Below are 12681 nucleotides of genomic sequence, written 5' to 3'. Positions count from 1 at the left end.
TCTTCTGGCTCAGACGCCGATCGCTTCGCTGAGCACTTGTTCATGGGTCGCCGCGTGGAAATCATGGCTGGCGACGAGCCGACCGCCGCGGAAGACGTACAGCCGGTCGGCCAGTTCGTAGACTTCGGGCAGGTAGGAGGAAATCAGGATGATGCCGGCCCCTTCCTTCAGAAGCTTGGCAAACAGCCGGTAGATTTCCGCTTTGGTGCCGACGTCGACGCCGACGGTCGGCTCGTCGAAGATGAACAGCCTTGCGCCGTGGCTCAGCCACTTGCCGATGACGATCTTCTGCTGATTGCCGCCGGACATGCTCGAGGCCGGCACGCGCCGGCTCGGCGTCTTGATGCTGAGATCGCGGATCTGCCTGTCGGCATTGGCCGATTCGCGCGCATGACTGATCACCGGCCCTTGGCTGAGGCGCCCGAAGACCGGCAGGTTGATGTTGAGGCCGATCGGCAGGTTGAGGCAAAGCCCCTGGTCGCGACGGCTTTCCGGCGCCAATGCAATGCCGAGCTCCATCGCCGTGCGTTCGTTGCGGATATCGACACGTTTGCCCATCCAGTGGATTTCACCGGAGCTGATCGGCTGGCGACCGTAGAGCCCGAGCGCAAATTCGCTGCGGCCGGCGCCGATCAGCCCGTAGAGTCCGACGATCTGTCCGGCTTTGACGCTGAGCGACACGTCCTCGAAACCCGGACCCGAAAGACCCTTGACCTCGACGATCGTCTCGCCGAAGCCGATCTCTTCCTTGTGGTAGATCTGCTCGATCGAGCGGTTGATCATCAAAGCGATCAGCTCGGCATCGTTCGTCTCGCCGATCAGCCGCGTGCCGACATGCGTGCCGTCGCGCAGCACCGAGACACGGTCGGCGAGTTCGAACACTTCCTCCATGCGGTGGCTGATATAGACGATGGTAACGCCTTCGCCCTGCAGCCGGCGGATCAGCTTGAAGAGCTGCGCCGACTCCTGGCGCGTCAGATAGGCCGTGGGTTCGTCGAAGATCAGGAACTGCGTGCCGCGCATCGCCGCCCGCGCCGTCGCCACCAGCTGCTGCTGGCCGATCGTCAGCGAGCTCAGGAGCGCGCCCGCCGGCAGGCCGAAGCCGAGATCGTCGAGCACGGCCTGCGCCATCTTCTCCATCTGCTTCTTGCGCATCAGGCCGTAGCGGTTGACCTCGTCGCCGAGGAAGAGGTTGGCGGCGACCGTCAGGTGCGGGCAGAGCACGACTTCCTGGTGCACGGCGTTGATGCCGCGGGCAATCGCCTCGTTCGGCGTCGACAGCCCGACGGGATGGCCGCACCACAGCACCTCGCCGGCCGTGCGGGTGATGACGCCGGTGAGCAATTTGATGAGGGTGGATTTGCCGGCGCCGTTTTCGCCGACGATGGCGTGGATTTCACCGGCGAGAAAGGTCAGCGTCGCCGGCTTCAGCGCCTGCACATGACCGTAGTTCTTCTGCAGGCCTTTGAGTTCGAGGATAGGCGACCCCGTGGGGATTCGATTGGCTTCTTTCAGCGTGGCGCTGTCATCGTGGCGATGACTGACCTCTTCCAGTCCGATCATGGACCTCTCCTCCTCTTGTCGCGTCTGCTCCATCCCTGCTGAACCATACCATGGCCCCTGATAACCTGGATAGAAAAGGCCGCGCCGGTTTTTGAGCCGGCGCGGCCGCTTGTCGTCTTACTTGATCTTCGGGTTCAGGAGCGCGTCGATCTTCGGATCGGCCATGTTCGCCTTGGTGACGAGGTTGGCGCCGGTATCGACATTTTCCGGAACCTTTTCGCCCTTGGAGACGGCAAGCGCGGTCTTGATGCCGTCATAGCCCATGCGATAGGGGTCCTGAACGACGAGGCCGGCGATCGCGCCATCCTTGAGGAAGCCGACCGTCTTGTCGTCGCTGTCGAAGCCGATGACCTTGATCTTGTCGCCGAGCTTGTTTTCGGCGATCGCCTGGCCAACGCCCTGCGCCAGGATGAGGTTCGAGGCGAAGACACCGACGAGGTTCGGATTGGCTGTGATCAGGTCGGTCATCATGTTGAGGCCGGTCGTTGCCTGGCCGTCGCCGTACTTGTCGGCGATGACCTTCAGGCCGGGATACTTGGTCTTGATCTGATCCAGGAAGCCTTCGCGGCGCTGTTCCAGCGAGCCGACGCCGGGAAGATTGGTGAGGATGACGATATCGCCTTCCTCCTTGCCGGTCATCTCCTTGATGGCGGCGGCAAGACCATCGGCGGCGATGCGGCCGCCCTGGACGTTGTCGGTCGTCAGGAACGACTTGAACGCCTTGGAGTCGGCACCTGAGTCGATGCCGATGATCGGAACCGACTTGGCGGCTTCATCGATCGGCTTGCCGAGCGCCTTGAATTCCGTCGGCGAGATGACGATGGCGGCCGGCTTGCCGGCAACGGCGTTCTCAAGAATGCTGATCTGGCCGTTGATGTCGGATTCGGCCTGGGCGCCGAGTTCCGGCACGTTGACGCTGAGATCCTTGCCGGCCTTGCGGGCGCCGGCCAGAACGATCTGCCAATAGAAGGATGTCGTGTCCTTGACGATGATCGGGATCGTCACATCGGCGGCAAAGGACGTGACCGGCATCGCCGTGGCGATGACGGCGGCGCCTGCCAGCGCGGTAAAGGCGCGGCGGGACAGAAGGGATTTCACGATGCTCATAAGGGTTCTCCTCTCAGGATGCGTTCTCCTCCAATAAACCGGACCGCTGAACGCTGGCGGATGGTTTTTATCGATAAAAAACATTTGCAGGGAGAAGCTAGCCGAGGCGCAAGCAAATTGCAAGTGCGTCAATCGGGCTTTTTTGCTTCCGTAAACTCCCTACAAATAGCTGATTTCATTTCAATACAACCATAACCTAAAATAGGTGTCAGGCGAGATCGACCTCGTGCGGATGCACGACGCCCTTTTTCAGAATCAGGTTGCCATACAGCCGGAATTCCGTCGTCGCGACGATATAGGCGGCCTCGCGGGCCATCGCATAGAAGGCGAAGCGCTCCACCGGCACGATGGAAAAATCCCCGGCGCGCCTGGAGACGATCTCTTGGAACTCGGCGCAGACCTCGGGCACGGCCCGGGGATCGCCGACCACCTCCATCCGCCATGCGGTCTCCGGCACGAACGTGTCGAGCGGCATATGGGTCAGGATGGCCTCGGCCATGTCAGTGGCGCTGACGCCGTCGGCGCGGATGACCGGCGGGCCCATCGAGCCCGAGGGAAAATTGGCGTCCGCTATAACGATATCGTCGCCATGGCCCATGGTCTTCAGCGCATGGAGCAGGTCGGGACTGAGCAGCGGATGAATACCCTTGAGCATGGCGTCTCCTTCAGACTCTCACCGCATCGGCGCCGAGTGGCGGCGCGACCAGCGTATAGGGTTCAAATTCGCCGTAGATGCTATCGGGCAGCGGCGGCTCGACGGTCTCCATGTTGCGTGTCAGGCTCGAAGGCTTCGCCGTGCCGATCAGCACCGAGGCGACGATCGGATCGCGCAGCGGAAACTGCATGGCGGCAGCCGCCAGCGGCGCCCCATGACGCTTGGCGATCGCCTCCATGGCGCCGACCTTGGCAAGCACGTCCTCGCTTGCAGGCATATAGTCGAAATGCGAGCCGGGCACAGGGCCGGTGGCGAGAATACCGGAATTGAAGACGCCGCCGATCACGAGCGAGGTGCCCTTCTGCCGGCAGAGCGGCAGCAATTCGGCGACCGCCGAACGGTCGAGCAGCGTATAGCGGCCGGCAAGCAGGATGCAGTCGAGATCGGCATGGCGCATCACGTCGAGGCAGACGGGCACTTCGTTGACGCCGAGGCCGAAGGCGGAGATCGCGCCGGAAGATTTCAGCTCTTCCAGCGCCTTCACGCCGGAATCGAGCAGCTGCTTCTGGTAGACCGCGTTCTTTGCCGCACCATGCGTATAGACGCCGATATCGTGCACATAGAGAATGTCGATGCGGTTGAGGCCGAGGCGTGCATAGCTGAACTCGACCGAGCGCATGATGCCGTCATAGGAATAGTCGTAATCGGCATCGAAGGAGAGCGGGTCGACATAGCTATAATCCGGCACCGTTCCCGTCGGCACCGGCCGCAGCAGCCGGCCGACCTTGGTGGAGAGCACGTAGGACTGATCCGGCTGATCGCGCAGGAAATCGCCGACCCGCCGTTCCGCAAGGCCGAGCCCGTACCAGGGGGCGACATCGAAATAGCGGATGCCGCTGTCCCAGGCTGCCTGCAGGGTTTCCATCGCCTGCTCGCGCGGGCAGGCCCGGTAGAGACCGCCCAAGGGCGCCGCCCCATAGCTGATTTCGGTCACTTCGAGCTTGGTCCTGCCGATCCGTCTCGTCTTCATCACGCCTCCTCGCCAAGCTTTCGGGATTTTCTATTTCAGATCAGAGCGTTGCGCCGAGATGCCAGGGCACGAATTCATTGTCGCCGTAGCCGAAGAGTTCGCTCTTCGTCCTTTTGCCGGAGGCCGTATCGATGATCAGGTCGAAGATCTCGCGGCCCTTGCCGCTGATCGTCGCATCGCCGGTGGCGATCGTGCCGCAATCGATGTCCATGTCTTCTTCCATCGCCGCATAGAGCGCCGAATTGCTGGAGAGCTTCAGCGACGGCGCCGGCCGGCAGCCGAAGCAGCTGCCGCGGCCGGTGGTGAAGGCGATCATATTCGCCCCGCCGGCCACCTGGCCGGTCGCCGAGACCGGGTCGTAGCCGGGTGTGTCCATGAAGACGAGGCCGGGGGCGGTGACCCGCTCGGCATAACCATAGACCGCCGTCAGCGGCGAGCGCCCGCCCTTGGCGACGGCGCCGAGCGATTTTTCCAGGATGGTGGTCAGGCCGCCGCGCTTATTGCCGGGCGAGGGATTGTTGTCGAGCGAGGCGCCGTGCAGCGCCACATAATTCTCCCACCAGGCGATCTTCTCGTCGAGTTTTTTCGCCACGTCGTCGCTGACGGCGCGGCTGCGCAGCAGATGTTCCGCACCATAGATTTCCGAGGTTTCCGACAGGATCGCCGTGCCGCCGGCCGCCGCCAGCAGATCGGCCGCCACGCCGAGCGCCGGATTGGCGGTGATGCCGGAAAAGCCGTCCGAGCCGCCGCATTGCAGGCCGATGATGATCTCGCCGATCAGGATCGGCACGCGTTTTTCGCGGCCGACATCGGCGGCGATTTCGCGCAGCACGCCCATGGCGCGCTCGACCGCCCGGCGCGAGCCGCCGGCGTCCTGGATGTTGAAATGCCGCTTCGAGGCGCCCGCACCACTCTGGCCGTACAGCGTCAGCTGGTTGACCTCGCAGCCGAGGCCGATCATCAGCACGCCGCCGAAATTCACATGCCTGGTATAGCCGGCGAGCGTCCGGTGCAGCACGTTCATGCCGTCGCCGGTCGAGCTCATGCCGCAGCCCTGGTCGTGCACGATCGGCACGAATCCGTCGATGCCGTCATAATGCGGCAGGATCGTCCGGTTCGCCTCGTCGGCGATCGCCCGGCAGACCGTGGTGGAACAGTTCACGCTGGCGATGATGCCGATGTAGTTGCGCGTCGCTGCCCGCCCGTCGGCCCGGCGATAGCCCATGAAGGTGCGCGCCTTGTCTTCGCTGGTCGCTGCTTCGGGCGCCGAATTGGCGGTAGCGGCAAGCCGGTCGTTTTCGAAATGCAGATTGTGGCTGTGCACATGGTCGCCGGCCTTGACCTCGGCCGTGGTGCGGCCGATCGCCTGGCCGTATTTCACGACAGGAGACCCGAGCGGGATATCCGCGATCGCCACCTTGTGGCCGGGATCGATTTTCTGAGAGGCCACGATACCGGCAACCGTCGAACCCGGCGCGATGGCGGCCGTCGCGACCGCGACATTGTCGCCGGCCGACAGGATGATCCAAGGCTGTTTGTCCAAACTCTTCTCCCTAGAGCACGATGCCGAAAAGTGTGAGCTGTTTTCGGGAGCGCCCGCCGCACGGCAAATGCACATTGATTTTGTTTTTTATCTACAATAAACATTTACGAGTCAACGGGAATATTGATCCTGTGGACGAGGGAGGCGATGCGCCGCAGGCGGCCGGAAATAAGCTAAAGGTCGTTTGGACAAGCCCCGGCCCGATCCCGTCCTGCTTGAGGGCAGGGACGGCGGTTGCGACACGCGGGCGGAAAGCGGGGGTCAGATGGCAAGGCAGAACACGGTCTTCAAGGAAGCCTATAACAGGTATGCCGCGGCCCTGCGCACGGATACCGCACTCCCGTCCGAGCCGGAGATCGCCGCCCAGCTCGGCGTCAGCCGCTCCACGGCGCGTGCCATCCTGACGCGCCTGAGCGAGGAAGGCATCATCCGCTGGAACAAGCGCCAGAAGATCGTGCTGCGCCAGCCGACCGACCGTGATCTCTTTCCCTCCGAAGAGACCGAACTCGCTGCACGACATCATAGAGCGCAGCTTCATGCAGCGCATCCTTGCCGATGATGCCGCGCCCGGCATGCAGATCAATGAATTGGAGCTTGCCCGCGAGATCGGCACCGGCACCACAAGCGTGCGCGAATTCCTGATCCGCTTCTCCCGCTTCGGCCTTATCGAGAAGCGGCCGAACAGCCACTGGACGCTGAAAGGCTTCACCCGCGAATTCGCGCTCGAACTCGCCGATGTGCGCGAGATGTTCGAGCTGCATTCGGCCGCCGAATTCGGCCGGCTTCCCCGCGACAACCAGGCCTGGACCGATCTTGCCGCCATCCGCGACGAACACCACGCCATGCTCGCCGACATCAACCAGCGCTTCAAGGATTTCTCCGTCCTCGACGAGCGTTTCCACCTCTTGATCCACCGCGCCTCGAAGAACCGCTTCATCGCCGATTTCTACGATGCGATCGCCATCGTCTTTCACTATCACTACCAGTGGAACAAGACGGCCGCCCGCGAGCGCAATGAGCGCGCTATCCACGAACATCTGGATTATATCGCGGCACTCGAATCCGGAAATCAGGCGGCGATCGAAAAAGCCTGCCGCGTTCACCTGCGCTCCGCCCGCCAGACCCTGCTGCAATCCCTGCCGCAGATCGCGACGGAAAGCGCGTGAAGGGCGTAAGAGAAGGGCGACAAAAGTCGTGCCTGCAGCCCCCTCATCCGACCCTTCGGGCACCTTCTCCCCGCTGGGGAGAAGAGGGAGCAGGCTTTGCCGACACTGCCCAAACGAACCGCCTGCCTAAAAGCACTCCGTCAAATGGAGTCGATGGCAATGCGGCATTCTCCCCTCTTCTCCCCAGCGGGGAGAAGGTGGCCCGAAGGGTCGGATGAGGGGGCTACACGGCACAACACCAACGACGGCTGACCTCCCCAGGCCGTGAATCGTCCGTTGGTTTTGCACATTTATAAATCCATCACGCTATGTCGGCAAAACTCCGGGTTGCTCCGACTGCTGCTCCACGCCGTTGAAAAAACATCCGCGATACGCATGGCCGACGCCCGTGCGGCTGCTGCGCCTCGTCCCCTTGAGACCTGCGATGCCGCGTCCGGCATCGGCCTCATGAAACCTTTCGAATTGTAAGCCGTTGTCTGGCTTATGACCGACGCTAAACTCAACCCGAAATCGGTCGACGGCACCGAGGAGCACGGTGCCGAGAAGTCGCGCCCGAGGAGGCATCGACTGTCGAGGCCGCGCCGCCGCCAGATCCCATCGAACCCAGTCCGGAGCTCACGCCCGAGGAGGCCGAGCAGGCGCGCAAGCGATATTTGCTGAAACGTTTCTGGATCAGCGCCCGCCATTTCTGGGGCAGCAGTGGCGACAGGCTTGCCTGGCCGTGTTCGATCGGCCTGCTGGTGATGATCTGCATGAATGTCGGTTTCCAATATGGGATCAATCGCTGGAACCGCGGGATCTTCGACGCCATCGAGCGGCACGATGCGGCCACCGTCTATTATCTGAGCGCCGTCTTCGTGCCGCTCGTGCTCGGAAGCGTCGCCCTTGTCACCGCCCAAGTCTTCGTGCGCATGATGATCCAGCGCCGCTGGCGCTCCTGGCTGACGGCGGCGGTGATCGCGCGCTGGCTCGCCAATGGCCGTTATTATCAGCTGAACCTGATCGGCGGCGATCACAAGAATCCCGAGGCGCGCATCTCGGAGGATTTGCGCATTGCCACCGAAGCGCCGGTGGATTTCATCGCCGGCGTCATTGCCGCATTCCTGTCGGCCTCGACCTTCATCGTCGTGCTGTGGACGATCGGCGGAGCGCTCGAGCTGCCGGTCGCAGGGGCGACTATCACCATTCCCGGCTTTCTCGTCGTCACTGCGGTTATCTATGCCGTGATCACGTCAACCGTGATCGCGATCATCGGCCGTCACTTCGTAAAGGTCTCCGAGGTCAAGAACCAGGTGGAGGCCGAGCTCCGCTACACGCTGACCCGTGTGCGCGAAAATGGCGAGAGCATCGCCTTGCTCGGCGGCGAGGAGGAGGAGCGCAGCGATCTCGACAAGACGTTTTCCAACGTGCTCAGGCAATGGGCGCTGCTTGCGCGCCAGCACATGCGCACGACCTTCGTGTCGCACGGGTCGATGCTGATTGCGCCCGTCGTGCCGCTCCTGCTCTGCGCGCCGAAGTTTCTTGCCGGCGGCATGACGCTCGGCGAGGTCATGCAGGCGGCTTCCGCCTTCGCCATCGTTCAGCACGCCTTCGGCTGGCTGGTCGACAACTACCCGCGTCTTGCCGACTGGAACGCCTGTGCGCGGCGCATCGCCTCGCTGATGACGTCGCTCGACGGCCTCGAGCGCGCCGAACAGAACGATGCCCTGAGACGCATAAAGCACAGCGAAACCCAAGGCAATGCGATCCTCAATCTGAACGATCTCTCCGTGTCGCTCGACGACGGCACCGCCGTGGTCAAGGAGACCCATGTCGAGATCGTGCCGGGCGAGCGGGTGCTGGTGGCCGGAGAATCCGGCTCGGGCAAGAGCACGCTGGTGCGCGCCATCGCCGGTCTCTGGCCGTGGGGCCACGGCAGCGTCGATTTCCACGCCGACCGGCGCTTGTTCATGTTGCCGCAGCGGCCCTATATCCCGTCCGGCACGCTTCGCCGCGCCGTCGCCTATCCCCGCGCCGCCGACAGCTGGACGCCGGAGGAGATCACCGCGGCGTTTACCAAGGTGGGGTTGGACTATCTCAACGAAAAGCTCGAGGAAGAGGCGCCATGGGATCAGATCCTGTCCGGCGGCGAAAAGCAGCGGCTCGCCTTTGCCCGGCTGCTGCTGCACAATCCCGATATCATCGTGCTCGACGAAGCCACCTCGGCGCTCGATGAAAAGAGCCAGGACAGGATGATGGAGATGGTGATCGACGAAATGCCGACGGTGACCATCATCAGCGTCGCCCATCGCGCCGAGCTCGAAGCCTTCCATAGCCGCAAGATCACCCTGGAACGGCGCGAGGGCGGCGCGAAGCTCGTCAGCGATATCGATCTTGGCCCGCGCAAGGGAAGGCGCAACCTGATCCTGCGTGTTCTCGACAGCCGCCGCTCGGCGCTGCCGTGACGATCGCAGCGGTTAATGCGAGGCCGCTTGGCTGGCCACCGCCGGCTCTTCGCGTCTGCGGCCATGACCGACCGGGATTAGCCAGGTGGTGAAGAAGGTCAGCACCGCGACGACGACCACGCCCCAGAAGCTCCAGTGCAGGGCCGCATTGAAGACGCCGCGGATCGCCGGATCGGCGGCGAGCGCCGAGAGCCCGGTCGGCTGGTTCAGCGCATTGTGCAGGGCCGCCGCCGTCTCGCCGCTCGCATGGTGGTTGATGCCGGCGTTGAGGATGGCGCCGAGCACGGTGGCGCCGAGCGTATTGCCGAGGCTGCGGGCGAAGATGATCGAGGCGGTGGCGCTGCCGCGCATCGACCATTCGACGCTGTCCTGCACCAGCACGATGCTGGTCAGGCTGATCAGGCCCATGCCGAAGCCCATGAAGAAGGAGCCGGCGCCGGCCAGAACCGGCGAGCTTTCCGGCGTCAGGAACAGCAGGAAACAGGCGCCGAACGGAAACATCAGGCTGCCGACGCGCAGCGTCCGGCGAATGCCGAAGGCCTTGTAGAAGCGGCCGGAGAGAATGACGGCCAAGGGCCAGCCGACGATCAGCATGGTCAGCGTGAAGCCGGCAACGATCGGCGAGCGGCCGAGCACGCCCTGCACATAGATCGGCAGGATGGTGGAAAGCCCGATCAGCGCCATGCCGGCAAGCAGCGTCGCCGCATTGCTGGTGGCGATCAGCCGGCGGCTCCAGAGGGCGATCGAAATGATCGGCTCCGGCGCCCGCTTCTCCTGGGCGAGGAAGAGCAGCCCCGCGACGACGAAGACGGCGAAAAGCGACAGCAGGATTGAAGCGCCCGCATCGGTTTCCGTCAGCATGACGAGCAGGGCGACGATCGAGACCGAAAACAGCACCGACCCGAGATAATCGATCCTTGCCTGCTTGTGCGCAACGTCCTCCTTCAGGAAGACCATGAAGGCGACGATCGAGACAATGCCGATCGGCAGGTTGATCCAGAAGATCCAGGCCCAGGAGATATTGTCGACGATGATGCCGCCGACAAGCGGCCCGACGACGGCGGACGTCGCCCAGACGGTCGCCATCGCGCCTTGCACCCGGCCGCGCTCCTCGAGCTTGAAGAGATCGCCGATGATCGTCATCGTCACCGGCTGGATGGCGCCCGCACCCAGCCCCTGCAGCAGCCGGAACAGCACCAGCGACATCATCGACCAGGCAAAGCCGCAGAGCGCCGAGCCGGCGAGGAAGATGATAATGCCGCCGATCAGCACCGGCTTGCGCCCGAACATATCCGAAAGCTTGCCGTAGATGACTGTTGTTGTCGACTGCGCCAGCAGAAAGGCCGAAAACACCCAGCTGTAATAGGAAAATCCGCCGAGCTGGCCGACGATGCGCGGCATCGCGGTCGCCACGATCGTCGCCTCGATGGCGACCATGAATGTTGCGACCATGATGGTCGCGACGACAAGCACGCGGTTCGAGCGGTGCGCTGCATTCGACATGACGATCCTCTTCGGGTGCTCCGCGGACGCCGGAATAACGGCAGGCTGGCTGAGATGTGGGGCGATGCGCCATGTGCGGAGGGATGCAGTCGTTCTACGACCTGAAAGCCAGTCGGTAAAGCAATTCTCGCGGCAGCCATCGTTTTTGCGCGACGTCAGCCGAAATGAAGGCCCGGCGCGATCGCGGCCAGGCCCTCATTCTATCGGAAGGCGGACGCTCGCCCCTCCTCACTGCTGGCATGCCTCGCTGAGTGAGTTGGTACCGGCCGTGCAGCCCGGCACCTGCTGAAGGTCCGGATTGACGCCGCCGGGATTGATCGTGCTGCGATCGCGATTGAGATCGACGCCGCCAGAGCCGTTGGTGCTGGTGCTGCCGGTCGTACCGGGATCGGTGCCGACAGAGCCGCTGCCGGCCGACCCCGTGCCGACGGATCCGGTACCGGCCGAACCCGTTCCCGAGCTCCCCGAGCCGCCAATAACAGGCGCCACCGAAAGCCGCCCACTGGAATTCGCACCCTCTGCCGTCTGCGCCAGCGTCGAGCCGGCGAGACCGATGGAAAGAAGCGATATGGCGATGAGTTTGCAGGACATGATGTTCTCCATGCTTGTTGTCTCAAGGGGAGAACCAGTTCGGGAGCGGCAGGTTCCTGCCGGAATTGCGGGTTCTCGGCTGCCTTGGAAGATGCTAACTGACCGCCAGCAATAGCAGCTACGCCGGATTTCCCGCACCTGGCGTCATTGATTCGCCTCGGGGGAATCTGGTCGGTGAGGCAGGGACGCTGGACGAGGCGCTAGAAGCCTTCGCTGACGGCTTCCTGTCAAAATGAGCTTTGCTCATGCTCACCTTTGCGGGCGAGTTCCTCGGTAGCCTGATCGTGTAGATGGTTCAAAATGTCGTAGATGTGCCCTACCGGGCAACCGAAGATCTTGCGCTCTGATTTCTTCCACGAGGACTGAATCGCCACTATCCAGTATTTGTTCGGCCGCTCGGTGTTGAAGCCGAAAATAGGTCCGCCGCTCATACCCTGCAGGCTCTCCAAGTCGGTGTGACTATCGATCTTTGCCATAAACCGGGGAAAAAGCGTGGTCTGCTCTTCCGATTCGAATTTCTTCAGTCTTAACATGGTCATACCGACCGTGGCGTTCCCCGAGGGCGAAACTCGTTCCGACGTCAGTTCGGCGGGGAGACCCAGCAAAAAGAAGACATCGAGATCAGCCGGCTCGTTAAGCGAGGCTTCGTATGTGAGCGGAACGATATTATGCTTCTCGATCAATCGGGCCTGGTGTTCATGAAGGAACAGGACACCGAAGTCCAAGCCTTGCTCATCATTGTGAAAATGGAGGCGGGGCGAATCCTTGAGATCATAAGGGACGCCGTAGTCGCTAAGCTTCGTCTCGCCAAACGTGTCAAGTAACTGACAACCGAGACCGTCGATATCCGAGTGATTCACCGCCTCATCGAGATATTCGACCACGTGCCCGGCCGTAAGGATGCCGGATATATCCCCGATGCGTATTAACAGCCCCGAAGCTGCAAAAAAGCGGTCAGGCCCCGTATCACCCTTCAGTCGAGAATTGACGCTTATCGCTACGAAGTGGCGAGCTAAAAATGTTTGAGCATCAATTGTCATATGGCTCTCGCGTCTCCGTGAACCGGCAGCGCATTCATG

Annotated in this window: 8 protein-coding genes and 2 pseudogenes; 2 read left to right on the top strand and 8 right to left on the bottom strand. The window is 62.6% G+C overall.

Going from position 1 to position 12681, the window contains the following annotated elements:
- Positions 1 to 9: 9 nt before the first annotated feature.
- The 5 genes from MHI61_RS21155 to MHI61_RS21135 form a co-directional block, all read right to left on the bottom strand.
- Complete coding sequence (locus tag MHI61_RS21155; protein ID WP_239790389.1) at positions 10 to 1563, bottom strand: sugar ABC transporter ATP-binding protein; 1554 nt, start codon at positions 1561 to 1563, stop codon at positions 10 to 12.
- A 117-nt stretch (positions 1564 to 1680) separates the two neighbouring features.
- Positions 1681 to 2670, bottom strand: a complete 990-nt coding sequence (locus tag MHI61_RS21150) for an ABC transporter substrate-binding protein (RefSeq protein ID WP_239790388.1) — start codon at positions 2668 to 2670, stop codon at positions 1681 to 1683.
- Between the two features lie 208 nt (positions 2671 to 2878).
- Positions 2879 to 3325, bottom strand: a complete 447-nt coding sequence (locus tag MHI61_RS21145) for an RbsD/FucU domain-containing protein (protein WP_239790387.1) — start codon at positions 3323 to 3325, stop codon at positions 2879 to 2881.
- Between the two features lie 10 nt (positions 3326 to 3335).
- Entirely contained in the window at positions 3336 to 4355 is a 1020-nt protein-coding gene (locus MHI61_RS21140) for an aldo/keto reductase (protein ID WP_239790386.1), read from the bottom strand.
- Positions 4356 to 4395: 40 nt separating this feature from the next.
- Positions 4396 to 5898: an altronate dehydratase family protein gene (locus MHI61_RS21135; protein ID WP_239790385.1), complete on the bottom strand. Its 1503-nt coding sequence runs from the start codon at positions 5896 to 5898 to the stop codon at positions 4396 to 4398.
- Positions 5899 to 6163: 265 nt separating this feature from the next.
- Here MHI61_RS21135 and MHI61_RS21130 point away from each other — a divergent pair.
- Positions 6164 to 7064 (top strand): annotated as a pseudogene (locus MHI61_RS21130) (GntR family transcriptional regulator).
- 483 nt (positions 7065 to 7547) lie between these two features.
- Positions 7548 to 9508, top strand: a pseudogene (locus tag MHI61_RS21125) (ABC transporter ATP-binding protein/permease).
- Positions 9509 to 9520: 12 nt separating this feature from the next.
- Here the strand turns inward: MHI61_RS21125 and MHI61_RS21120 are convergent.
- From MHI61_RS21120 to MHI61_RS21110, 3 genes are all read right to left on the bottom strand, one after another.
- Positions 9521 to 11011, bottom strand: a complete 1491-nt coding sequence (locus tag MHI61_RS21120) for an MDR family MFS transporter (RefSeq protein WP_239790384.1) — start codon at positions 11009 to 11011, stop codon at positions 9521 to 9523.
- 228 nt (positions 11012 to 11239) lie between these two features.
- Positions 11240 to 11602 carry a hypothetical protein gene (locus MHI61_RS21115; RefSeq protein WP_239790383.1) on the bottom strand — a complete coding sequence of 121 codons (363 nt, stop codon included), beginning with the start codon at positions 11600 to 11602 and terminating at the stop codon, positions 11240 to 11242.
- A gap of 227 nt (positions 11603 to 11829) precedes the next feature.
- Positions 11830 to 12642, bottom strand: a complete 813-nt coding sequence (locus MHI61_RS21110; RefSeq protein ID WP_222144788.1) for a hypothetical protein — start codon at positions 12640 to 12642, stop codon at positions 11830 to 11832.
- Positions 12643 to 12681 lie beyond the last annotated feature (39 nt).

Source organism: Rhizobium sp. K102, from assembly GCF_022385315.1.
GTDB lineage: Bacteria > Pseudomonadota > Alphaproteobacteria > Rhizobiales > Rhizobiaceae > Rhizobium > Rhizobium croatiense.
The sequence above is the reverse complement of the archived record's forward strand: the minus strand, read 5'-3'. Positions and strand labels throughout refer to the sequence as shown.